The 22,645-nt window shown below is 53.0% G+C and carries 26 protein-coding genes; 15 read left to right on the top strand and 11 right to left on the bottom strand.

Going from position 1 to position 22,645, the window contains the following annotated elements:
* Nucleotide 1: 1 nt before the first annotated feature.
* Together H7B90_RS01330 and H7B90_RS01325 are read right to left on the bottom strand one after the other, a co-directional pair.
* The gene (locus tag H7B90_RS01330) at nucleotides 2-763 is read right to left on the bottom strand and encodes an SDR family oxidoreductase (RefSeq protein WP_185134068.1); all 762 of its coding nucleotides are present in this window, start codon (nucleotides 761-763) and stop codon (nucleotides 2-4) included.
* On the bottom strand, nucleotides 760-1,143 hold the full coding sequence (locus H7B90_RS01325) for a MerR family transcriptional regulator (protein WP_185134067.1): 384 nt from the start codon (nucleotides 1,141-1,143) through the stop codon (nucleotides 760-762). Before H7B90_RS01325 ends, H7B90_RS01330 begins: the two co-directional genes overlap by 4 nt.
* 218 nt (nucleotides 1,144-1,361) lie before the next feature.
* Between H7B90_RS01325 and H7B90_RS01320 the strand changes: the two genes are divergently transcribed.
* Complete coding sequence (locus H7B90_RS01320) at nucleotides 1,362-2,561, top strand: ParM/StbA family protein (RefSeq protein ID WP_185134066.1); 1,200 nt, start codon at nucleotides 1,362-1,364, stop codon at nucleotides 2,559-2,561.
* 47 nt (nucleotides 2,562-2,608) lie between these two features.
* Complete coding sequence (locus H7B90_RS01315; RefSeq protein WP_185134065.1) at nucleotides 2,609-2,950, top strand: hypothetical protein; 342 nt, start codon at nucleotides 2,609-2,611, stop codon at nucleotides 2,948-2,950.
* Nucleotides 2,951-3,284: 334 nt separating this feature from the next.
* On the opposite strand, the gene H7B90_RS33585 is transcribed toward H7B90_RS01315, so the two are convergent.
* Both H7B90_RS33585 and H7B90_RS01305 read right to left on the bottom strand, forming a co-directional pair.
* Nucleotides 3,285-3,542, bottom strand: a complete 258-nt coding sequence (locus tag H7B90_RS33585; protein WP_373315911.1) for a DUF3888 domain-containing protein — start codon at nucleotides 3,540-3,542, stop codon at nucleotides 3,285-3,287.
* A gap of 258 nt (nucleotides 3,543-3,800) precedes the next feature.
* Complete coding sequence (locus tag H7B90_RS01305) at nucleotides 3,801-4,217, bottom strand: hypothetical protein (RefSeq protein ID WP_185134063.1); 417 nt, start codon at nucleotides 4,215-4,217, stop codon at nucleotides 3,801-3,803.
* 179 nt (nucleotides 4,218-4,396) lie between these two features.
* On the opposite strand from H7B90_RS01305, the gene H7B90_RS01300 reads away from it, so the two are divergent.
* From H7B90_RS01300 to H7B90_RS01290, 3 genes are all read left to right on the top strand, one after another.
* Nucleotides 4,397-5,773, top strand: a complete 1,377-nt coding sequence (locus tag H7B90_RS01300; protein WP_185134062.1) for a hypothetical protein — start codon at nucleotides 4,397-4,399, stop codon at nucleotides 5,771-5,773.
* A gap of 285 nt (nucleotides 5,774-6,058) precedes the next feature.
* Entirely contained in the window at nucleotides 6,059-6,289 is a 231-nt protein-coding gene (locus H7B90_RS01295; RefSeq protein ID WP_185134061.1) for a helix-turn-helix domain-containing protein, read from the top strand.
* 37 nt (nucleotides 6,290-6,326) lie between these two features.
* A complete protein-coding gene (locus H7B90_RS01290) occupies nucleotides 6,327-6,983 on the top strand; it encodes a BglII/BstYI family type II restriction endonuclease (RefSeq protein WP_185134060.1) in 657 nt (218 codons plus the stop codon).
* Between the two features lie 459 nt (nucleotides 6,984-7,442).
* On the opposite strand, the gene H7B90_RS01285 is transcribed toward H7B90_RS01290, so the two are convergent.
* Nucleotides 7,443-8,636: a DNA adenine methylase gene (locus tag H7B90_RS01285; RefSeq protein ID WP_246578507.1), complete on the bottom strand. Its 1,194-nt coding sequence runs from the start codon at nucleotides 8,634-8,636 to the stop codon at nucleotides 7,443-7,445.
* 68 nt (nucleotides 8,637-8,704) lie between these two features.
* Here H7B90_RS01285 and H7B90_RS01280 point away from each other — a divergent pair, with 68 nt between their 5' ends.
* Nucleotides 8,705-9,415 (top strand): DNA modification methylase, encoded by a 711-nt coding sequence (locus tag H7B90_RS01280; protein WP_246578508.1) that lies wholly within the window; start codon nucleotides 8,705-8,707, stop codon nucleotides 9,413-9,415.
* A gap of 114 nt (nucleotides 9,416-9,529) precedes the next feature.
* Complete coding sequence (locus H7B90_RS01275) at nucleotides 9,530-9,820, top strand: DUF3892 domain-containing protein (protein ID WP_185134059.1); 291 nt, start codon at nucleotides 9,530-9,532, stop codon at nucleotides 9,818-9,820.
* A gap of 169 nt (nucleotides 9,821-9,989) precedes the next feature.
* Here H7B90_RS01275 and H7B90_RS01270 read toward each other — a convergent pair whose 3' ends face one another.
* A complete protein-coding gene (locus tag H7B90_RS01270; protein ID WP_185134058.1) occupies nucleotides 9,990-10,223 on the bottom strand; it encodes a helix-turn-helix domain-containing protein in 234 nt (77 codons plus the stop codon).
* Between the two features lie 126 nt (nucleotides 10,224-10,349).
* Nucleotides 10,350-10,565, bottom strand: a complete 216-nt coding sequence (locus tag H7B90_RS01265) for a helix-turn-helix domain-containing protein (RefSeq protein ID WP_185134057.1) — start codon at nucleotides 10,563-10,565, stop codon at nucleotides 10,350-10,352.
* A gap of 197 nt (nucleotides 10,566-10,762) precedes the next feature.
* Between H7B90_RS01265 and H7B90_RS01260 the strand changes: the two genes are divergently transcribed.
* Together H7B90_RS01260 and H7B90_RS01255 are read left to right on the top strand one after the other, a co-directional pair.
* Entirely contained in the window at nucleotides 10,763-11,254 is a 492-nt protein-coding gene (locus H7B90_RS01260) for a JAB domain-containing protein (protein ID WP_185134056.1), read from the top strand.
* Between the two features lie 221 nt (nucleotides 11,255-11,475).
* Complete coding sequence (locus tag H7B90_RS01255) at nucleotides 11,476-12,390, top strand: NADP-dependent oxidoreductase (protein ID WP_185134055.1); 915 nt, start codon at nucleotides 11,476-11,478, stop codon at nucleotides 12,388-12,390.
* A gap of 129 nt (nucleotides 12,391-12,519) precedes the next feature.
* Here H7B90_RS01255 and H7B90_RS01250 read toward each other — a convergent pair whose 3' ends face one another.
* From H7B90_RS01250 to H7B90_RS01240, 3 genes are all read right to left on the bottom strand, one after another.
* Nucleotides 12,520-13,392: an SDR family oxidoreductase gene (locus H7B90_RS01250; RefSeq protein ID WP_185134054.1), complete on the bottom strand. Its 873-nt coding sequence runs from the start codon at nucleotides 13,390-13,392 to the stop codon at nucleotides 12,520-12,522.
* 111 nt (nucleotides 13,393-13,503) lie between these two features.
* Complete coding sequence (locus H7B90_RS01245; protein WP_185134053.1) at nucleotides 13,504-14,361, bottom strand: helix-turn-helix transcriptional regulator; 858 nt, start codon at nucleotides 14,359-14,361, stop codon at nucleotides 13,504-13,506.
* A 61-nt stretch (nucleotides 14,362-14,422) separates the two neighbouring features.
* The gene (locus tag H7B90_RS01240) at nucleotides 14,423-15,016 is read right to left on the bottom strand and encodes a TetR/AcrR family transcriptional regulator (protein ID WP_185134052.1); all 594 of its coding nucleotides are present in this window, start codon (nucleotides 15,014-15,016) and stop codon (nucleotides 14,423-14,425) included.
* Nucleotides 15,017-15,163: 147 nt separating this feature from the next.
* Between H7B90_RS01240 and H7B90_RS01235 the strand changes: the two genes are divergently transcribed.
* Both H7B90_RS01235 and H7B90_RS01230 read left to right on the top strand, forming a co-directional pair.
* On the top strand, nucleotides 15,164-16,030 hold the full coding sequence (locus H7B90_RS01235) for an SDR family oxidoreductase (protein ID WP_185134051.1): 867 nt from the start codon (nucleotides 15,164-15,166) through the stop codon (nucleotides 16,028-16,030).
* A 172-nt stretch (nucleotides 16,031-16,202) separates the two neighbouring features.
* Nucleotides 16,203-16,652, top strand: coding sequence for a YdeI/OmpD-associated family protein (locus H7B90_RS01230; RefSeq protein WP_185134050.1), 450 nt, complete (start codon nucleotides 16,203-16,205; stop codon nucleotides 16,650-16,652).
* 45 nt (nucleotides 16,653-16,697) lie between these two features.
* Here the strand turns inward: H7B90_RS01230 and H7B90_RS01225 are convergent, their stop codons facing one another.
* Nucleotides 16,698-19,250, bottom strand: coding sequence for an excinuclease ABC subunit UvrA (locus H7B90_RS01225; protein WP_185134049.1), 2,553 nt, complete (start codon nucleotides 19,248-19,250; stop codon nucleotides 16,698-16,700).
* 267 nt (nucleotides 19,251-19,517) lie between these two features.
* On the opposite strand from H7B90_RS01225, the gene H7B90_RS01220 reads away from it, so the two are divergent.
* From H7B90_RS01220 to H7B90_RS01205, 4 genes are all read left to right on the top strand, one after another.
* On the top strand, nucleotides 19,518-20,066 hold the full coding sequence (locus H7B90_RS01220; protein ID WP_185134048.1) for a maltose acetyltransferase domain-containing protein: 549 nt from the start codon (nucleotides 19,518-19,520) through the stop codon (nucleotides 20,064-20,066).
* A 199-nt stretch (nucleotides 20,067-20,265) separates the two neighbouring features.
* Nucleotides 20,266-21,039 carry a MeeY/MeeF family manganese export membrane protein gene (locus H7B90_RS01215; RefSeq protein ID WP_185134047.1) on the top strand — a complete coding sequence of 258 codons (774 nt, stop codon included), beginning with the start codon at nucleotides 20,266-20,268 and terminating at the stop codon, nucleotides 21,037-21,039.
* Nucleotides 21,040-21,240: 201 nt separating this feature from the next.
* Nucleotides 21,241-21,783 (top strand): cupin domain-containing protein, encoded by a 543-nt coding sequence (locus H7B90_RS01210; protein WP_260410647.1) that lies wholly within the window; start codon nucleotides 21,241-21,243, stop codon nucleotides 21,781-21,783.
* Nucleotides 21,784-21,883: 100 nt separating this feature from the next.
* On the top strand, nucleotides 21,884-22,633 hold the full coding sequence (locus H7B90_RS01205) for a hypothetical protein (RefSeq protein WP_185134046.1): 750 nt from the start codon (nucleotides 21,884-21,886) through the stop codon (nucleotides 22,631-22,633).
* Nucleotides 22,634-22,645: the final 12 nt, after the last annotated feature.

The raw sequence follows: 22,645 nt of genomic DNA, 5'->3' as shown, positions 1-22,645 counted from the left end.
GTTATTCAATGGCATTCTTCGTAGCCTGATACAGCTTCTCCGTGTACATGTCGATGTCGTCGCGCGACATGCGCAAGCGGCCCACGGAAGTGCCGTACCCGATCTCCGGAAGCCCCTCTTCCAGTCCTTTGAAGATCCCATCCGCAAAGGCGTCCAGCGGCTCTCCTTGCACATGCAGCCCCGACCCGCCCAGATCGGTATTGACGGCCGGAGGCGCCACTTCAATGACTTCTACGGACGTCTCCGACAGCTGGTGCCGGAGGCTCATCGTGAAGGAATGCAGCGCCGACTTGGTCGCCGAGTAGATCGGAGCGATCGCGAACGGCGTGAAGGCGAGCCCGGACGTGACGTTCACGATCGCCGCCCGTTCCTTGGCCGCGAAGAACGGAGCGAACAGCAGGGAGAGATGGACCGGCGCTTCGAGGTTGGTCGCGATCTCTTGGCCGATGCCGCCCCAATCGTTCCTGGCGTTCGCCTTGAGCACGTTAAAGCGTTGTTGGATTCCCGCATTGTTAACCAGCACATTCACTTCCGGGTAGTTCGCCGTCACCCATTCGAACAAGGCGACGCGCTCGGATTCTTTATTCAGATCGCTGACGCGAGTAATCAGGCCCGGGAGCTTCTCTTGCGCCTGTTGAAGCACGTTCTCGCGCCGCCCCGTCGCGATGACGGTATTGCCCGCCTGGATAAAACGCTGCGCGAAAGCGAGTCCGATTCCGGAGCCTCCGCCCGTAATGAGGATCGTATTGCCCGATAATTTCATTGGGTTACCTCTTTTCTCTCCTGAATTCGCGTCTTATAACGCGTAATCTTCTCGTCGATTCCTTGCAACGATTCGGTCATCAACGCCATCTCGTCCAGCACGGCCTGCTTGTGCTCGCTCATCATCTTGAGCCGAAGTTCAAGGGTGCTGTCTCCCTCCAGGATCCAGGCCACATACTGCTTAATGTCGTTGATAGGCATGTTCGTGTTTTTGAGACAAATCACGGTACTCAGAAGCGCCATCTGATCTTCCGAGAATAGCCGTCTCCCCGCCGCGTCTCGCTCGATGAGCGGCAGCAGGCCTTTTTTCTCATAATAACGGATCGTGGATTCGGGAATTCGGAACCGGGCCGCGGCTTCGCCGATGGAACAGTACTTCATCTGGAGTCCTCCAAATAGGATGTTTATCCTGTCGACAAGAATAGGATACGACTTAAACCGCGGTTTAAGTCAACAGGAATTCGCAGCCGCTTCAAGATCCGACAAAATAAAATGAGAGAAAGATAATGTTGCGTAGGACTCTGGAAGGTTGCTTGGTAACACCTCGTGTGGCAAAGTAATACCGTGGCATGCCAAAGCCATTAGAGAGGAGAGCGACTATGAATTATCATTTCTATGTCGGTAACGATAACGGCAACAGCGAGCACGATCTGGTCGTCGACGGGAGATTGATTCAGCAGCCTAACGTTAATTGCATGGTGGACGAGCTTCCCTGGAGGGAGGAGCAATCGCCGGAGAGCTTCATCGCGAATCTGCAGGACCAACTCGTCGTCACGGTCGATTCGCCGGCCGCCCGGCCCGGGATGTATTATGTCGGCAAGTTCGCGCTGGAGAGCGGCGAGATCATCGACAATCTTCAGATCGGCATCGATTTGAAAAGCGATATGGACCTTCCGGTCGTGAATACGCTAGCTCAGATTGCCGCCGTGGCCGTTCAGAAGGCGTACGAGGAGGAGAAGGCGATCCCGTCGACAATCGACCTGGAGGTCGATATGGCGACCGCGTTGCCGGTTACGCAGCATACGGACGAGACGTCGGCCCGCTTCGAGAAGCGGTTCACTTCCGGCACGCATCACGTGACCGTGCATCTGGGCCTGCATCGCGTTGCGGTCCGGATCACGTTCCCGTTCGTCAAGGCCGTCCCGGAAGCGACGCCGGTAATCTTCACGCTGCAGCGGGACGCGTCGGGGAATTGGAGAGAAGGGGACATCTTCGCCGAATTCGTGGAGGCCTATGGCGTCGGGAAGAAGTTCAACGGCAGCTTCTTCAAGGACAAGCGTATCCTGCATGTGGACATCGGCGACGGCTCCACGGAATATCCGATTACGGAAGGGAACCGGTTCCTGCGCCAATTCGTCCACGGCAGCCATCACGGAGCGGGCTACGCCATCGAAGAGGCGCTCCCGGAGTTCAAACGGCTGATCCATCTGCCGGATAGTCCGAGGCAGTTTTTCAGCGACGTGATCAAGAATCCGAACCACAAGTACCATGCGAGAGCGCTCAAGACGCTGCGCCGGCCGCTGGAGAGCCAGGTCAAGCAGATCGTGCAGCATGTGAAGAAGCAGCTGACCAAGGCGCGCAATGAGATCGACCTCATCTGCGTGTACGGCGGGGGGAGCATTCTCATGAGGTCCGTTCTGTACCCGCATCTGAAGGAGCTGTGCGACGAACGGGAGATCAAGCTGCTCTACATACCGGCCGAATATGCCGTAGAGCTAAACGCGACGGGGCTCGACGCCTTCGTTCGCGGCAAGATCTTCTCGGCGCTCAAGGGCAAGGCGGCGGAACAGCCGGCATAAGCGTGGCAGGAACGGCGGTCATTTACTGAATTCGGCAGGTGGATGGGATGAAGAAGACCAAGTCTCCAGGCGACAACATCAGCTTGAAGACGAAGAAGAATGAGGATCCGCTTGTCATGGCGTGGCTGAACGCGCAGACGAACTTGATGGATTCGATTCGTTATTTGGTAGAGAACGAGATCAGGCAGAACGGCGTCCGCAACTTGCAGACCTATATCCCGATGGAGAGGTCAGGCTTGCACGAAGCCTCTCAGCAGATCGCGGTCGCGGCAGAAGCGGCGGCGGTGGCGGAGGTAGCTCAGATCGGACAGGCCGCCCCAACTTCCTATTCCGAGCCTGAGCCGGAAGTGGAAGAGTTCGATGACGAGGATATCGAGGCCTGGAGTTGAGGGTTGTGGGGTGTGACTTGGGAAGGTAAAGTGGTATTTAGTATTACCAAGTAATACCGAGAAACGCAAAGTAATTCTTACTGATGCAGAATACTGCTAAAGTTAGGTTCCCTAGACTCAGTGATGATCGTACATTGAGGGTGTCCTTCGGGACGCCCTCAAACTTTTCCTTCAGAGTGGTACGGAGAACCGTACCATAAGTAACGGCAAGTTTTTTTGGAAAATCTCGCTGTAGGCTTGGAAAGGTGCTTTGCAGGGCATGGCTCGGGGAGGGCCAGATCAGGGAAATTTCCAGCGTACGCGGGCTTCAAAGAGAGAATTTTGTTTGTTCTGGTTAATCCGTACGCTGAACGCTTACCACCTTTAGTTGGTCTGAGAACAGGTTAGTGAATGTGATGGTGTAGTAGTGGTAGGGAGGGTTATGCGCTCCCTGAAAAGTCGTTACTTTTAAAGTGGCCTCCCAGTAGTACTTGCCTTGTTCTAGTCTTTGTATTCCAACCACTTTATCAACCATGAACTGTCTTTTGTCGTTGTACTGAGAAAGCACTATGTCGATTGGTTTGAACAAAGACCAAACGAATGCGTCCCTCAGGACTTCACACGGAACTTGAAAGTTGTCTTGGGGGGGCGAAAAGAAGGGTTGTCAATTTTTTTCGTTGCATGGTTTATCCTCCTTTGGTGAAGTTAATTTACTCCAGAGGTTTTAAGACTATCCAACAGCTTTTCACAGAACGATGCGGTACCTCGAGGGGGACTTTTGTTTTTGCCGCCGCTGCCATGACCCAGACATTTGAGCCCTCGTCCAGGGAAGTGCCTTTGCGGTCAAACGTTTCCTTGAGCTTTTGGACGATCAGTTCGCTTGCCGTCGGCTTCTTTGAGCTTGTTCGCTCAGCCATTGCTCCGCCTCCTCGTCGTGTGTTCCCGCCAGCGTGAAGATCGTCACCACAAAGTCGTTGTCCAGCATCACCTCAAGCCTGTACGCCTGCACCTCGACAAGGTTGAGCTTTTCGACGAACTCGACTGCGCGGCGGAGACATTCGCCGCTTTCGCTGCCCAGTTCCGTAAAGTTCAGGCTGCGCAGGTCGTCGCCCGCTTCCAGCAAGATGATCAGCCCGTTTGGGTCAAGACTGAACGAGTCTGTCTCGTTGCCGACCATCTCTGCCTCCAGTTGCCGAAAAAACTCGGAGATGTGTTCGGTGAACACTGCTGGCGCTGATTCGTCCTGGCGAAGGTCTTCGATATCCATTCGGGTGTTGATGGTTCGCATGTTCATCCCTCCTGAAAAAGTTGAAGACCCCTCGCACGAGGGGTCTTTGTGTCTTGCAAGATCATGATATATATCCGTATTTAAAATTGTTGCAAATTGTAAATTGGTGCTGGATCAGGAGGAAAAATACTTGTATTCGTCGAATAGTCCAATCGTCATGATTTTAAGGAGGTATCCTAATGATAGGATTTAATACTGTACTACCTCTAAATAAAGAGACAACAGTTGAAATGTTTTTGGAGATTTGTAGGAAATGGCAGAAACATAGCCCGTATAGGACTTTAGAAATAGATGATAAGCCAATTGTTGACGGTTTGAAGTATATTAATGACCAAGAGTCTATGGAGTTTGTAGTGGTTGCTGGAGAAGTTGGTGTACATTGTGGTGTAAGATACATTAAAAAAGATGTAGATTGTGAATGGCGGACAGATGTGGTAGGCCTTAGAACTAACGTTGATTTTAATGTAACCATTGTAACATCTAGGGCCAACTTTAATGTTGCTACATATACTAGACTTCCATTAAAGCCGTATATTGTCTCGCTATTTCTTCAGGAGACAGGAGTTATGCTTGATGACGGCATCACTGTAGAAGTGGAGGCTAAAAGTGTCACCAGAGATAATTTATCCGAGCTGGCTTCAATTATTAACAATAAGAAAAAGAACTTATTGCCAGTTGTCTATGTAAGCAAACATTTTTATGGAAATCATCTGACCGATCCAAAGCGCCTCGCATTAAAGCTCTCGGGACTTGCGCATGTCTATTTCGAATCAGATACTTCAGTTTCGCATGAACTTCGTCATCTTACAAACGAGAAAAATGCCTATAATGGAAATATAGGTATATATTGGCCAAATGGGGATCAAAATTATTACTACCGGAGAGATGATACGGATCACATATTGAATATTATTAATTTCGTAAAGAAAATACTAAATACAAGAAAGATAGCCAATGAGAATAGATGGTCTTATGTCCAAGGATTAAAGTATCAATCTACAGTTGACTTGTATCGAAAAGGCGAATCAGAACAAAAAGATCTCATAGAGTATGCACTAGAAGAAAATCAAGACTTGAAGGAGCAAATTGAAAGTCTTGAATCTGAAAACCGTTATTTGCACAGTCAAGTTGAAATCCTTACTCCTAGTGATTTTAACAACAGAACTGCTATTCTCTTAAAAGGCTCAGAGCAAGAGTTATTTCCAAACGAGCAAATCGAACTTGTAAGAGAAATACTTGAAGAAAAGCTGAGGAGCGGAAGTTGTTCAAAGAGAGTTGAAGCTATAATCTCTTCTATTTTGGCGTCCAACGAAAATTCAAATAATAAGGATGTGTTTATAAATAAAATAAAACTGGTATTAAATTCATCAAACGGTTTATCCAGACAGGGAAAAAGAGAACTACAAAGCCTAGGATTTGAATTATCAGAGGATGGAAAGCATTTTAAAATAAAAATCAAAGGTGATGAGAGATTCTCACATTCCATTTCAAAATCTCCAAGTGATGTTCGAGCAGCAAAAAATAACTTTTCAGAATTTAAGGAAAGATTCCTTTAATGCTCAAGAAGCCACCTTTTGGTGGCTTCTCGCCTTAAAACTTGCCGTTACAGACATCGCGGAGAACTGTATCATAAATATAGCGATTTTTTTGGTCCTGAGCTCTTGCAGGGCGCAGAAAGTTACTTCTAATTTTTTGGGAATGTAAACCATTGAGATAATATCTAAACACTATCTTACATTGGGTAGTGTTTTTCTGTTTGTATAGACGAAAATCGTCTACACTGAGTTGATATTTCCAATACGTTACTACTACAAAGTTGATTTTAAGGAAGGATTATTCTAATGGTTAACGCCAATATTAGTGGACCAAGAATAAAACAAATCCGTGAACAGTTAAAGATGGATCAGGTTGAGCTAGCTGCTGCGCTTGATGTTGAGTTTGGAATAAGGTTAAAACAGTCAGACATTTCAGAGATAGAACGAGGTGCTCGTGGAGTTAAAGACTATGAGCTTAATGCAATTTCGAAAATTTTGAATGTTGATCCAACTTGGTTGCTAAGGGGAACCAATTAACTAAACGGAAAATCCCAATGTTAAAGGCGTGAATAAAATGTCAAAGAAATTGCTACCGAAATACATACTAGAACATTACGAGGTTCATGAGTTTAAGCATGCATGCGCCATTCTAAAGGAAGATTTCCCAGAGGAATGGTCTGACATTATAGAGGTGCTTGAGGCATTCAAACTAAAGAAAAGTGAGATAGTCAAGGGCGGCGGAAGGAAGTCAAGTATCTCAAATAAAATCGACAAGTATCTATATGACAAGCTTGGATGGAAAGAGAAGTCGTTTGATACAAAAGTTGTTATTGATGGTACTCCACATGAAACCCCAACACATAAGATTGACTGTTTGAAAAACCGCGTAGCACTTGAGATTGAATGGAATAACAAGGACCCCTTCTATGATCGCGATTTAAACAACTTTAGATTGTTACATCAGCTCGATGCCATCAGTGTAGGGGTTATTATTACTCGCAGCACAGAACTTCAAGGTGTGTTTAAGTCAATAGGTGGCAAAGTAGGTAAGAAATACGGTACTTCCACTACACACATGAACAAGCTATTGCCACGAATTGAAGGCGGGGGTGCAGGAGGATGTCCTGTTTTAGTTTTTGGTATTACGAAGGAATTGTATATTAATGATTTAAATGATGACGATGATGTATTACTCTGCTTTGAGGATGACGAAGAGGATAACGATGAGTAATTAATTGTAATTAATCACTTTGGAAAAGCAAATACCGGAGGCTTTTCTAAAAGTCAATCTTCAAGTATTTGGTGATTTATACGCATCTCGACTATTGTCGTATAAAGAAAACTTGCTCGTTAAGGAACATCACTTTGAATTCAATTGTAGGTATGAATCTAGGAACCTGCATCTCCCATTATGACGTACCATTTGGTATTGAGCTTGAGGTTGTCCGGATGTAACAAATCACCCAGTTCAAAGATTAGCGGGGCCCCGCAATGCAAGGGGATACAGTTCGCCCTCCCTTTATAGACTCGCCAACGACAATAGCCTAATCCCCATCACCAAACAAAGGGATTAGGCTATTTTTGGTTGAAATTTTTGGGATAGGTTCAGCTAATCTAAATTACGAATTGCTGGCTTATTCTCGCGAAAAATCAATGGCGAACACCTAATCATTATTGTTGACATTTGATCTTATTGTAACTTGGCAATAACAACTGCTTCTTCAACATTTCTGCTTTTATCTTCTTTTCTGCCCATCGTGCTGTGTAAATATTCAATTGTCTGCACTTCAACACGATAATTTCTTCCGAAAGTCGAAATGGCCAAATTTTCAAGTTGATCAAGTTCTATCATCCCAGTATTACTGTAGCTTAGAACCAGGTTCGAACGCTTGTCCCTAATCTTCTTGAACATCTGTCTAAATGCATCCTCTACTTGGGTTCTGATGCAAAATGGAGATTGATGGCGATCCGTTCTATACCTGCCTTTGTACCGTACGTCAGGGTAGTCGTATCTAACAAGCGTCTCTATCGCATGATAAAATCTCGAGTAATGAACGAATGCATATGGAGGGTCGGCGTAAACAACGGTATGTTCAGGAATCAATTCCAAACAATCTAGATAATCTAAAGAATAGACCTCAAATGGATGCCGGTTCTCATGTATTGTGGTCATAAGTTCCTCCATTTTTCTTGAAAAATACGGCTCTATTTCTTTTCTTCTATAGATGTGTATGTCCGCCATTGAAGAGTCATTTGTCGCATCCCTGTATTGTGCATAATGTCCGGTGCTTTGTGAATTGTATGACATAGCGAACATAAGGGATGCAAGGATTGCATTGTAAAAAGGTGTTTCTCGGTATTCTTCTGCAGCTGAACGAAATGCATCTATCCAAACACATTGATTAAAGGACCAGTATGTGCCGGAATAGTATTTTGTGAACAGGTGGTATTTAAATTCGCTGAAGTCGTGATGGATGAGACTGCGCTGAGACTCTTCTAGAGCAACAAATTCTTCAACTGTAAAATCCCTATTGTAATCAAATTGTAACTGTGGGTTTGCGGCTAAAAAATGTTCAACTTTTGATCGTGCACGCTGAACGACGTCATCGATGAGGTTCGGATACATACTCCACTGGTAATTTGTTAAATAAGCCTTCGCAAGTACTGCTGAATATTCTTGGATGTCGTTACTAATAACTTGGGATTGATTTCTCAAAACACCGGAAAGCACGCTAGAACCGGCAAATAGATCGCAAACTGGCCCTCCGGTGTGTACCTCGTTAATAGCATTAACTACGAAATCAATTATTTTCTTTTTTGAACCCATGTATTTAATGAAGTGGGGTACTTCGACATCAGATGTAAGTGTCATGGTTCTTTCCATATGTTTTTCTCCTCGAATTTAGTCTTTTGTTTTGCTAATTGGAGTGGTATATTAAGGATGTCACAGAAGTGGCAGCAAGATACAAAATCAATATGTTCAATTATAATTCATTGGAGCAAAGCATGCCCATCTTTTTTGGGCATGCTTATTTGCGTTGGAGGGTGGCCATGAAAAGTGTGATTTCGTACCCATTTCGAGGAAAATGGGGGAGAGCAGATTATCGAGGCAACTGCTCAGGTTTTGTAATTAAAGATTTATTGGAGATGTATAAGCCACGCTCATTTCTTGAAATTTTTGCTGGCGGTGGTACAGGTTTCGAGGTGGCTCGGGAAATGGGGTATACAGATTCAGTTCATTTGGACCTGAACCCAAGATGGGGCGGATGGAACGCCTTGAAAGACGAAGTGCCGATATGCGCCGAATTAATTTTTTGCCACCCACCTTACTACGATATGGTCATATATTCAGGCCAAGTGTGGGGGGAAGCGCATGAAGATGATTTATCTCGTGCTCGGGACTATAGAGACTACATCCGAAAACTGAATCTGGTTCATAGTAAGTTGTTCGAAAGTCTTCCTAAAGGAGGGAGGATGGCAACGCTTCTAGGTGATTGTAGGAAAGATGGGGCATACTACTCAATTATTAAGGACATGGAGTATTTCGGTTCGCTTGAATCCCATATTATTAAGATCCAGCATAATGCAAACTCCTCAAGAAGGAAGTATCAAGGGTCCTTTATTCCAATTGTTCATGAGCACTTGCTGATTTTTCGAAAATGAAAACATAGATACAAACACAGCGAACATACGTTCTTGACAGGAACGAATGTTCGGAATATGCTATTAATCATTACTAACTAATAATTTCGAATAATTAGCTAGGGGGTTCAGGAAATGGCATCTAAGCATCAGATTACTTGCGTTAACAAAACCGACAGATATAACCCGCATGAAAGGATCACACATGTTGGTGGTAAAAATGCAGACGGAACAAGGTGGCGCATTACACAACAAGAAGCAATTCAAGGAATTGAAAGCGGAAAGTGGGCCTTTTATGTAAGTGCAGGTGGAAGGACTGCAGATGTGATTGTTGCTAAAAGTCAGTATGGTCACAAGTACTTAAAGACAGTTGCTGATGGTGCCCAACCTGATAATCTACTTAGCTTGTCTGAGTGTCCTTTATAAGCTTTCCTAGTTCAACTTCTACGACGAATTGACGAATTAAACCCCCATAGTCCGCAACTCTGAATTGTTGGTACAAGACCAAGGCACCCATCGGGTGCCTTTCGATTTCGCTCTGTAGATGATACGGAATCGTATCAAAAGTAACGGCAAGGGTAACGGGGGATGAATTTCAACTGTTTTTTCGAAAAATAGTTTCGACTATCCGTACAATCTCAGATGGCGCAATATCTAACTGAGCGGCCAGCGCAAAAATCGTATTTAGCGTTGGTCGTCTTTTGCCGCGTTCGAGTAGACTTATATAGGTTCGGTCCAGCTTGGAACGGAGGGCGAGTTCTTCTTGGCTTAATTTACGCTCTTCGCGAATCTTGCGCAGTTGTTGGCCGAAAATGACTTCGATGCTCAAGGACATCACTCCTTGAGACTTATTATTCCCATTCACTCGACAAATGGTCTACGGACTATAGTCTACAGAGACAATCTATGTTAATATGTAGACTATAGTCTGAGTTGTTGAACATAGGACAATCTGCTAGATCACAGAACTAATATTATTTCGATCTAATTCTACAATTTCACGGATATCTTGAATGCCAAAGACTTCGGCGATCTTTTCGATGGGAGCAAAGTTGATGTTCTGTTCGTTAAGAGCGGCATGGAGAATGTCCGCTAGCCGAGAGAGATATCTGAGTGAGATTCCATGTTTCTTCAGCAGCTCGGGAATTTTAACGACAACTCGTTTTCTCATGGTTCATCTTGTCTTCTGGATGATATGACTATACGCAAAAGCGTACCACCTAATGAAATAGGAAATGGTACGATTTGTATAACGACCAATATTCATTTCTATGCCCTAGGTTTTTAGACAAGGAGCACTGGAACTTACCTCGTTAAAGCGGGATTCGAGATTGGGTAACGAAGTGAACTCGAGAGTGGGGGCCTGGTATGGAGAACAGCCAACTGCAATACGTGGAATTCGTCCGCTTGGAGTTGATTCGGGAGAAGGGGTTTTATACTCAGCCTAAGGTAGAGTCTCCTGAGGATGCATTAGCTGTGTTCCGTCAGTTTCTGACGGGGGAGATGGATCGGGAGCACTTGGTGTTGCTGTGCCTTGATACGAAGCATCGGCCTACCGCGATTCAGGTCGTGGCCGTGGGCACGCTCGACAGCCTGCTTGTTCATCCTAGAGAGGTGTTCAAAACGGCGATTTTGACCAATGCGGCTTCAATCGTCTGTGCCCATTGGCACCCGAGCGGGGATCCGGAGCCGAGTCTGGATGATGTGAAGATTACGTACCGGCTTATGCAGGCGGGCGAACTGTTGGGCATTAAAGTGTTGGATCACCTGATTCTTGGGGCCGAAGACAATTACCTGAGCTTGAAAGAGAGCGGAGTCATAAGCAGCTTAGCGACAACCCGGGGCAGGTCGGACTTGTAGCGGATATTGCAATCCCTATTTTCAGAACCCTATATTCGAGAATCCAAGGCACCCTATCGGGTGTCTTTCGTATTTTCAGAATAGGATACACGACCACGGTAATGCTTCTCTACTGTCTAGGAAACCTTATACACCCGGGTATATAAGCCTTATGGTTCAAGATATATTTTTGTTTATCCTCAAGCGACCGTAAAATAAAGCATGACAAGGGGGGATTCACGATGAGAGCAGCGGCATTTCGTTCATTCGGCGGACCCGAGGTCATGGAGGTTATCACCTTGCCCGATCCGCAGGCCGGTCCGGGACAAGTCAGGGTCCGAGTCCGAACGGCTGGAGTCCAGCATTACGATTGCAGCGTGCGCAGAGGTTGGAATCCGCCGGGGGTCGCCATTCGTCTTCCGCAAATTCCGGGCAACGAGTTCGCGGGAGTTATCGATCAGGTTGGAGAAGGCGTAACCGGCTTCGACGTCGGTGACGAGGTGCTCGGCTTCACGATGTTGAATGGTTACGCCGAATACGTGGTCGTGGGCGCCGACCAGATCGTAAGCAAGCCCGCCGGCATGACCTGGGAAGAGGCGGGAGGGCTGACCGGCAACGGCCAAGGCGCGTATGTCGCCTTGCAAGCCATCGGCGTCGGACCGGGCGATACGGTGCTGATCCACGGCGCGGCCGGATCGCTCGGCTCCTTCGCGGTGCAGTTGGCGAAGGAGTGGGGAGCCAAGACGATCATCGGCACCGCCAGCGAGAGCAATCACGATTATTTGCGCTCGCTTGGGGCCATCCCGGTTACGTACGGAGAAGGGCTTGTCGAGCGAGTGCGGGAGCTGGCGCCGAACGGCGTCGACGCCGCGTTCGATACGGCCGGAGCGGATGCGCTGCGGGCTTCAGTCGAATTGGTGCCGGACAGGAACCGAATCTGCACGTTCGTCGCTTACGACCTTGCCCAGGAGCTTGGTCTCCCCGTCGTCCGCAGCCAGCGCTCCGCCGCCCGCTTGGCCGAGCTCGTCGACCTGCACGGCAAGGGCAAGCTGCGCATCCCGATCCGGCAGACGTTCCCTATCGAACAGGTCGCGGATGCGCACCGTCTGATCGAGACCAGGCACGGCCGGGGCAAGATTCTCCTTACGATCGACTAAGCGGAAGCAGGAGAGAACCGGTATCGTTCATCCAAGAGAGAAGAGAGGACCTCCTCCACGTTATCGTGGAACGGAGGTCCTGTCGTGCCCGGATGTCTGGCCGGACGATGCCGAGGAAGGCTTTTTCTTTTACACCTGCTTCATCACATCATCCGCATCCGTCGAATAAGCCAGCTCTTTCTGCGCTTCCAGGGCGGCGAGTCTCTCCAGCAGGGCGGCTCGAATCTGCTCATAGGCGTCGCTGCCCAGCGCCATCCGCATCGGCCCCTCTCCCTCATCGACGCGGCGTATAATCTGCTGCGCCATTTTATCCGGATCGCCGATAACGATTTGATTGAACATGCTCCTATCGTAGCCGGGCAGCTCCCCCTTCATCAGGCTGACGAGTTGGCCCGCCTCCGTATTCCGGTAAACGTCCATCCGCTCTCCGATGACGGCGTTGCTCGTGATGAAGTTCGTGCGGATTCCGCCGGGCTCCACGAGGGTCGTGCGAATGCCGAACGGCGCGGCCTCCTTGGCGAGCGCTTCGAAGGCTCCTTCGACCGCCCACTTCGAAGAACAGTACAGCCCCATGCCCGGAACGGAATAATGCCCCGCCATGCTCGAGATCTGCACGAGGTGACCGCGGCCCTGCCGACGGAAATGAGGCATTACGGCACGCGCCGCGCGCAGGGAGCCCAGCACGTTGGTCGCGAACTGATGCTCGATCTGACGATCGCTCGCTTCCTCTATTGCGCCGTACAATCCATAGGCCGCGTTGTTGACGAACACGTCGATCGTGCCCAGCTCCGCGAATGCGCGTTCCACCACTTCGACGATTTGCTGAGGATGAGTCAGATCCAATTGAGCTTGCCACAATTGAGAGCCGTACTGCGCCTGAAGATCGTCCAGCACGCCCGGCTTGCGTACCGTCGCGGCTACGCGATCCCCTCTATCCAGCAGCCGGCGAACGATCTGCGAAGCCAAGCCTCCCGACGCTCCCGTAATAAACCATGTTTGCATGCCATACACCCTCCAATCGTTGTCTTCCACTGGATCATACCTTCGACCGGAGGGGGCTAGCCACAGCACGTCTATTCTAGTAACGGGAGTAACAGGCTCTAATCCTTCTCTCTACGGGAGCCACTTATCCTGCTCCAGCAACCGCAATAATTCCTCCTCCGTGCCTGAACCGGGAACCGGAACGAAGAAGCACCAGTGCAGTCCCGGATCGCTGTCGATGACGCCCGCGGAATGGATCTCGAACTCCATCTCCTTCGCGCCGGGAAGTCGGAATAAAGCGGTGGCTACGCGCTTTTGCCTGATCTCGTACAGCTCCCAGTAATGCGCGAATTCCTCGCTCTCCCGTCTCAAGCTCTCGAACCGTTCCATGTACGCCGGGTTGTCCTTGTAACGGTCGAAGCTGGCCCGCGCAACCGCGACGGAGTAACGGGCGAAGCCTTCCCAATTCACCAGCCTGGCGCGGTATTCCGGCCTCAGGAACATAAGGTTCATCATATACCGTTCGTCTTCCGGCAGACGGCCGAAGTCGGCGATAATCAGCTCCGCCGCCCGGTTCCAGGCGATCACATCCGTCCCCTCATCCGTGATAAAAGAAGGATAATGCAGTTGGTCGACGATTCGCTTCAGGAATCCTCGGTCCGGCTTCGCGCTATTCGGCGCGGCGGCGACGCTCGCCGGGTCGACGTTCGCCAGATCGAACAGATGCCTCTGCTCGTCTTCGTCAAGCTGAAGCGCCTTGCCGATGCTCAGCAGCACTTCCGGCGAAGGGTTGACCTCCTTGCCTTGCTCCAGCCAGGTATAGTAAGTCACGCTGATATGGGCCAGATACGAGACTTCTTCTCTCCGAAGCCCCGGGGTGCGCCTTCGTCCGGGCAGCGGCTGAATCCCCGCCTCGGAAGGCTGCAGCCGTTCCCTGCGCGACTTGAGGAACGCTCCCATCGCTTTCGCATGGCCGTTAGCAACGGTCATAAGTCGATCACCGCCTTAAGTTGGAATGGGGGAGGCTTCTCTCCGACAGCCTGCCCGATCTTTATCCGGGTTGCCGTGCCCAGAACGGGGCCAGATTAACCGTAACGACCTCCATGACGCTTCTCGTCATCGTCTCCGCCGAACGGCTCTGAGGATCCCGGCTTCCCTGCAAGGCCGATCCGAATATCCCCCAGCTGACGACAAGCGCAGTGGCTTCCGCCTGCTCCCTCGAATGGCCCGGAACGGTTCCTTCTCCCAACCAATGAAGCAGGAGCCGGTGAAGCTCCTTCTGCATGGCGATCTCGAACATCGGTTCGAACTGCTTGTCTCCCGGAGAGAGGTACTGTCGGAACCGGACTAGAAAATCGAATAGAGTTCGAACGAGGATTCGCAGCGTGTCCTCGTTGAATTCCGCGTCTTCCGGCACTCTTTTCCCTATTATCGCCTTGAACTTCTCCGTCATCCATTGTTCGAGGAAGGCGAATTTATCCTCGAAATGGGCATAGAAGGTGGCTCGATTCACGGTCGCCCGAGCCGCGATGTCATGCACGGAGATGGAATAAATATTCCTCTTCTCTTCCAGCAGATCGTTGAAGGCCTGCATCATCAATTGGCGCGTTCTTCTGACCCGGGGATCGTTCGGATTGACCGGCATGTCTCAACCACGCTTTCTCTAGAACTCGACAAACAGACAATCAAGCGGATTTGTCGGGAACGCAACGGCAACCGCCTTTTGCCGGTTGTTCGCATGGCGCTTCCCGTCTACCTTTTAATTATACAAAAAAGAAAGGATGTCGATGTCATGATTATCGTTACGGGAGCGAACGGGCAGTTGGGCCGAGCCGTGGTGGAGGGGCTGCTGAAGCGGGTGCCCGCCGAGCGGATCGGGGTCAGCGTCCGCGACCCGAATCAGGCGCAGGATCTTCAGGAGCGCGGAGTACGGGTCCGCCGGGGCGACTTCGACGATGCCGAGAGTCTGCGCCGCGCCTTCGAAGGCGCGTCTCAAGTTCTTATCATCTCGTCCGGCACGCTGGGCGAGGCAGGGATTCGGCACCATCGGACGGCGATCGAGGCGGCCAAGAAGTCGGGGGCGGACCGGGTGCTGTACACCAGCCACATGGGCTCGTCCCCGACGTCGCGCTTCGCTCCGATGATTCACCACGCGGCTACCGAGCAGCTGCTGGGGGATTCGGGGATGGCCTTCACGTCGCTTCGCAACGGCTTCTACGCCGCGTCAGCGCTCATGCTGCTGGGCGATGCGCTCCGAACCGGGGAATTGATCGCTCCCGAAGACGGGCCGGTCGCCTGGACCGCTCACGCCGACTTGGCCGAAGCGACGGCGGCGATCCTAAGCGAACCGCGGTTCGAAGGCCCGACTCCTAACCTGACGGCGTCCGAGGCCATCGACATGGAAGGGATCGCGGCGATCGCTTCCGAAGTCGCGGGGCGGACCATCCGCCGGATCGTCGTGTCGGACGAGGAATACCGGGATCGCTTAATCTCCCAAGGGCTGCCGGAAGCGAGAGCCGCTATGCTGACGGGCATCTTCCAGGCTAGCCGCCAGGGCGATTTCGCGCAAGTCGATCCGGCGCTCGCGAACTTGATCGGCCGGCCCCCGATTCATTTCCGAGAGGTGTTGAAGGAGTCGATGGACCGACAATCGAGCTAATCCAATAAGGACTCCGTTCGTCCCGCAAGAGGCTGTCGATTTTTTCGACGGCCTTCTATTTATTTTGGTGGCATTCTTGTAAAATTATTGTAGGCGGAGAATCTGTTAACGATCACACAGATGGAGACGGAATTCGATCTCAAGGAGAAGGAATTCGAGGAGGGCTGGAAGGATGAAGTTTAAAGCGACGCTTGAACTCAGCAGGAAAACGGCCACGGGAATTCATGTCCCGGACGAAATCGTGGAGGCGCTCGGAGGAGGCAAGAAGCCGGCCGTCAAAGCGACGATCGGCTCTTATACCTACCGAACCTCGATCGGCTCGATGGGCGGCAGATTCATGCTGCCGGTCAGCAAGGAGAACCGCGAAGGAGCCGGCATTCAAGCCGGCGACGAGATCGAAGTCGAACTCGAGCTGGACGCCGAGCCGCGCGAGTTAATCGTGCCGGAGGATTTCGAAGAAGCGCTTAATCGCCATGAGGAGGCCAGGCGGTTTTTCGAAGGGTTGTCCTACAGCAATAAGCGCCGGTTCGTATTGAACATCGAGGGCGCCAAAAGCGCCGAGACGAGGCAACGTCGGATTGAGAAATCCGTCGAATTGCTGCGAGAAGGCAAGCTCCAATAAGGATCAAGCATGAAGGGCGCCCGACGGGGCGCCCTTGAATAGGGCCTAATGAGCGATACAAGCAGCGGATAGATAGGGACCGATCTGCGAAGCGGGATTCGTCCGCACCTGCTCCGGCGTTCCTTCGCAGAGCAGGTATCCGCCGTCTTCGCCGCCGGTCGGGCCCAGCTCGATAAGCCAGTCCGCCCGGCCGAGCAGCATCGGCTTGTGCTCGATGAACACGACCGTATGGCCGCGGCCGGCCAGCTCCTCGAGCGCGTCGCCGACGAGCTCCACGTCTCTCGGATGGAGCCCGGTCGTCGGCTCGTCGAGCACGTACAGCGTGTGCTTGTCCGCGGGGACGCCGAGCTCCGCCGCCATCTTCACTCGGCGAGCCTCCCCGCCGGACAGCGTCGTCGCTTGCTGCCCGAGCTGGAGGTAGCCAAGGCCCAGCTTAATCAACAGATCCAGCTTGGCCTTGATCGCCGCCTCTTCGGCGAACAGCTCGGCCGCTTCCCGGACGGTCAGCTCCAGCACGTCCGCGATCGACAGTCCGCGATACCGAACCGCAAGCAGGTCCGGCCGATAGCGTCTGCCGCCGCAGACGTCGCACGCGACGTGAACGTCGGGCATGAAGTGCATGTCCATCTTCACCGTGCCGTGCCCGAGGCAATTCTCGCAGCGCCCTCCCTTCACGTTGTAGGAGAAGTGGGACGCCTTGTACGGCAGCCCCTGCTGCTTGGCCCGGGCGCCGAATAGCGCGCGGATGCCGTCGAACACGCCGGTGTACGTCGCGGCCGTCGAGCGAGAGCTTCGCCCCATCTCGTCCTGATCGAACACGACGACGCGCCCGATCGGCTCGGCTCCCGTCAAGCAACCGCCCGCCCGGCCCGCAAGCCGGGGAAGCAACTCCTCGAACAGCAGCGTCGTCTTGCCGGAGCCGGATACGCCCGCGATGGCCGTCATGGCGCCGAGCGGGATCCGGACATCGATCCCCTTCAGATTGCGCGCGTAAGCGCCGGACAAACGCAGCATTTTCCCTTCCGCCTTTTCTTCCATATTCCCTTCCGTCCGCCCGTCCGCTGTCGAACCAGGCCGCCGCCGGTTCTCCCGATAGGCGCGCCCCGTTCCTTCGCCGCCGTCCACGTATCGTCGCGTGATCGAGCGCTCGCTCTTCAGCAGATCGGCCAAGGTGCCCTGCGCGACGATCTCGCCGCCGTTCCTGCCCGATTCCGGCCCCAGCTCGACGATATGGTCCGCCAGCTCCAGGAGCGACAGGTCGTGCTCCACGACGATGACGGTATTGCCTCTCTCCCGCAGCCGCTTCAGGGCGCGGAACAGCTGCATCGTATCCTGCGGATGCAGGCCCGAAGACGGTTCGTCGTAGACGAAGACGAGGTCCGTCAGCTCCGAATGGAGCGAGGACGCCAGCCGCACGCGCTGCGCTTCGCCGCCGGACAGGGTGAAGAACGGCCGGTCTAGCGACACGTAGGACAGGCCGACGTCCAGCAGGCTCCGGCACCGGCTCTCCAGTTCGCGGACGACCGATTCGATGGAAGGATAGATCGCCTGTTCCCGGTAATAGCTCTGCCACGACCGCAGGCGCTCCAACAAGGCGCCCATCGACAGCGCGGAGGTCTTGGCCAGATCGGCGCCGCGGATCGCGAGCGACAGCGCCTGCTCATTCACCCGTTTGCCCTGACAGGACGGACAGACGGCCTTCTTCATGAGCGCCCGCAGCTCGGAGTCTTCCTTCATCACGTGCTCGGGATTGTCGAAGAAGCGGCGCTGCACCGCCGGCACCGCGCCTTCGAACCGGCCCTCCTCCGCCGTCTTGGGCGGATTCGCATCGGGCCTGAGCCGTCTCAGCCGCAAGTCGTTGGTGCCGTACAGCAGCAGATCGATCATGGCCGGATGGAGCTCCCCGATCGGCGTATGCATGTCCTCGGCCGTGAAGGGCAGCCCATAAAACTTGGCTGCCTTCGTCAGGGAAGTCTCGAAGAATCGCCCGGTCCCCTTATTCCACGCCAGGATGCCTCCCTGCACGACCGACCGCTTCGGATCGAGCAGGACGTCGGGATCGGGCGCCAGCGCTTCGCCCAATCCCTTGCACGTCGCGCAGGCTCCCTGCGGCGTGTTGTACGACAGATGCGCGAGCGTGAGCGCCGGCAGCGGCGCGCCGCACGACCGGCATGTATCCGGTCCCCCCTCGCCGGACGCGGCGGCTGCGGCGGACGAGGCCGGCGTCACCGCCTGGCACCGCATGCAGGTTCTGTCGCCAGCGAGCAAGTACAGCAGCCTCAGGTACGTATAGATCTCCGTGTAGGTGCCGACCGTCGACCGCGGGTTCGAGTTGGCGCCGGACTGTGACACGGACACGACGGCGGACAGGCCGGCTGCGCTGTCGAAGCGCGGCCGCGCCAGATGCTCCGCGATTCGCCCGATCGTCATCAAGTACTGCCGCTCCGCCTCCTTGCACAGCACGTCGAACACGAACGACGACTTGCCCGACCCGGATACGCCCACGACGGCGATGAGCTTGCGCTTGGGCAGCGCGACGTCGATCCCCTTCAAGTTATGTTCCCGCACTCCGCGGAACTCCATAAATTCCCGTTGCATCTGACCCTCTCCTTATCCCCTCGAGTTATCCGCTCTTGGCGCTCTCGCTTGGTCCGCGGAAGCAGGACGACCATCGCGAACGCCCGACCCTTAGGATTATAAGGAGGCAATTAGGACACCTAGTGTCATATTAGAAGAAGGAGAGGCCAAATACGGGGAAGCTGTCCGCCGTTAGAGCTGATATGATGAAGAGGAAGGAACGATCCTCAAGAAGACACGATCTGCGAAAGGAACCTTGTCGTGCCCAATAAATCCGAAAAAGAAAAGATGCTTAACGGAGAACTGTACAATGCGGCCGATCCGGAGCTGATCCGGGATCGCCTGAACGCCCGCCGGTTGACCCGGCTCTTCAATCAATCCCTGGAGACGGAGTTCGAACTCCGGACGGAGCTGCTCAAGGAGCTGTTCGGCTCGACGAGCGGCAGCCTCTACGTCGAACCGACGTTCCGCTGCGATTACGGCTACAACATCCATGTCGGGGAGAACTTCTACGCGAACTTCGATTGCGTGTTCCTCGACGTGTGCGAGATTCGCATCGGCGACAACTGCTTCCTGGCTCCCGGCGTTCATATCTATACCGCGACTCATCCCGTGGAGGCCGAGGCCAGAATCTCCGGCGCCGAATTCGGCAAGCCGGTCACGATCGGCCATAACGTCTGGATCGGCGGACGGGCGGTCATCAACCCCGGCGTGAAGATCGGCGACAATGCGGTAATCGCATCCGGAGCGGTGGTGGTCAAGGACGTCCCGGACAACGTCATCGTAGGAGGCAACCCGGCCAAAGCGATCAAGTCCATCGACAGCTCCTCCAGATAATCAGGAGAATACGGGACCATGGGGGGACTTGCGCCCGTCATTCCGAGAAGTCTGCCTTCGGCAGGCTTTTTTATTATTCAAAAATGAATTCCATGGCCGATTTCGCACGTATACCTATTGCCGGGCAAGAAAACCATATTTTCATGGCCATTCGCAGATTAGGACAACTAGCCGTAGTTGTAGAGGGGGAGAATGACAGTTGGATTCGCTGTGGTTGGAGTACGCATGGGCACTGCTTATTCTTATCGGATTGGAAGGGCTGTTATCGGCGGATAACGCTCTTGTTCTGGCGGTCATCGCGAAGCACCTGCCGGACAGCCAGAAGAAGAAAGCGATCAATTACGGGATCATAATGGCGTTCGTCTTCCGCTTCGCCGCTCTGTTCGCGATCTCGTTCATTGCGAACGTCTGGCAGATTCAGGCGATCGGAGCCGCTTACCTTCTATACTTGGGGTTAAAGCATATCATCAAAGCGCGGTTCGGCAAGGAGAACGAGAACAACCGGGAAGATATCAAGAAAGAGGCGGCGGGCAAAGGCTTCTGGCCCACCGTGGGGAAAATCGCCGTGGCGGATCTCGCCTTCGCGATCGACTCCATCCTTGCGGCGGTCGCTCTGGCGCTCGGTCTCCCGGATTCGCCGCTTGACGATTTCGGCGGGATGGACGGCGGGAAGTTCCTGGTCGTCTTGCTCGGCGGGATCGCGGGGCTTGTTCTGATCAAGTTCGCGGCCACCTGGTTCGTGAAGCTGCTGGCCGAACGGCCGGCGCTCGAGACGACCGCTTACGCGATCGTGGCATGGGTCGGAGTGAAGCTCGCCGTCATTACGCTGGCCCATGAGGATATCGGCGTATTGGATCATCATTTTCCGCACAGCACGGTCTGGACCCTTATCTTCTATGGCGTATTGGTCGCGATTGCCCTTATCGGTTGGTTCGCGCCCAGCAACAAACGGTCCAAGGCAGGCAGCGTCTAGAGCCGCATTCGCGCGAAGGCGGTATCCGTTCGAGACAAGGCATGAGCAAGCATGAGAAGGTCCGGGAAGGTTTGCATAGGTGCGAGAAGGTACTCCGGCTAAGGGGTGCCTTCTTTTTTCGTTGTGCATTTCCGTGTGATGCCCGAATACACTCTGGTGTGCGCGATGAATGGGCTTCGGTTCAACTTAAGGAAAGGCGTGATGACGAGAATGACAACCGCCTGGGGTCCGCCCCGCCCTCCCGCCTCTAGCTTGAATTTGTTCTTCGACGTCAGATCCTCCCCTTACTTCGTGAAGGACGACCGCAACTTCATTCTGTATCAGACCGCGGCGCAGTTCCCCATCCTGCAGGGGCTAAGCTTGGTCGACGTGTATCTGAGCAGGGGCCATAGCGTCGAACCGCATTGGCATCCCAACGCGAACGAGCTCCTCTATACGATTCAGGGGGAGATCGTCGAATACGTCCTCAATCCGTACACCCTCGAGCTGCTCGGTTACCGCGTCGGGCCGCAGCAATCGGTGTACATCCCGTGGGGATGGTGGCATTGGACGATCGCGCTCACGGATGACGTCCGGCTCGTGGTTACCTTCGACAATAACCGCTTCGAGTCCATCTACGGTTCGGATATTCTGAGGAAGACGCCGCCCGAGACGATCCAGGCCGTATACGGCCTGAATGCCGCCCAGTGGGCGGAGGTCGTCCGCCCGCTTCGACAGACCGTCGTGATCGGTCCCCCGGGATAACCCCGAGGGGCCTTGCTATTGACCGAATGCCGACGTATGAACCGCCCCGGTCGCAGGCAATAAATAGGCAATACGCATTTGCTCGCAAGGCGGAGGACTTATGCCGAATATCGTCTGGTACTACGGCTTGATCGCCATCGGGGCGGTCATCATCGGATATACGGCGTATCGCAAGGGAAGCGCGTTGGACCTTCTCGCTTACTTCCTGTTCACGACGGCGTTGTCGTGGTTCGGGGAGGCGTTCGTGCTGTTCGTGTTCAACGCCTACGCCTATCAACCCGGAGCGTACTCGGATCCGTTCCTCGAAAATATTCTGGGCCATATCATCGCGAATTCGGCCTTATGGGCGGCGGCGGCCGTCTGGGTCATGCGATTCCAGCCGTCTCTCCTCCGGATGGCTCTGATCTCCATCGGGTTCATGCTGGTCGAGGAGCTGTTCCTCCGAGCCGGCGTCTACTCCCATCATTGGTGGCGGACCTATATGACCGGCATCCTTGCCTTTGGTTTTCTGATCGCCATGAAGAGGTGGTACATGGTTCTGCAGGAGACCGGCAGCCGGTTCCCGCGGGGCGCGTCGATCTGGACGATCGCATGGATAATCTTGCAGACTCCGACAAGCGTGCTTCTGCTGTTCGATAAACAGTTTTTCCGCGTGAACGGGGTGGACAACCTGTACCGGGACAGCACGTTGTTCAGCGGCTTTCTATACGACGTGGCGATGGCCTTCGTCGTTCTCTTCTTTATGTACGTGCCGAAGAATCGGTACTGGAGAGCGGCCCCGCTTCCGATCCTGGTCGCGGCCGACGCTTGGCTCTGGAAGGGCGGCATTCTCGTTTTCTACACATTATAGAATTTATAAATT

This window comes from Cohnella xylanilytica (genome assembly GCF_014212175.1).
Classification (GTDB): Bacteria; Bacillota; Bacilli; order Paenibacillales; family Paenibacillaceae; genus Cohnella; species Cohnella xylanilytica.
Note: the sequence above shows the minus strand (reverse complement) of the source record. Positions and strands in the feature narration are given on the sequence as shown.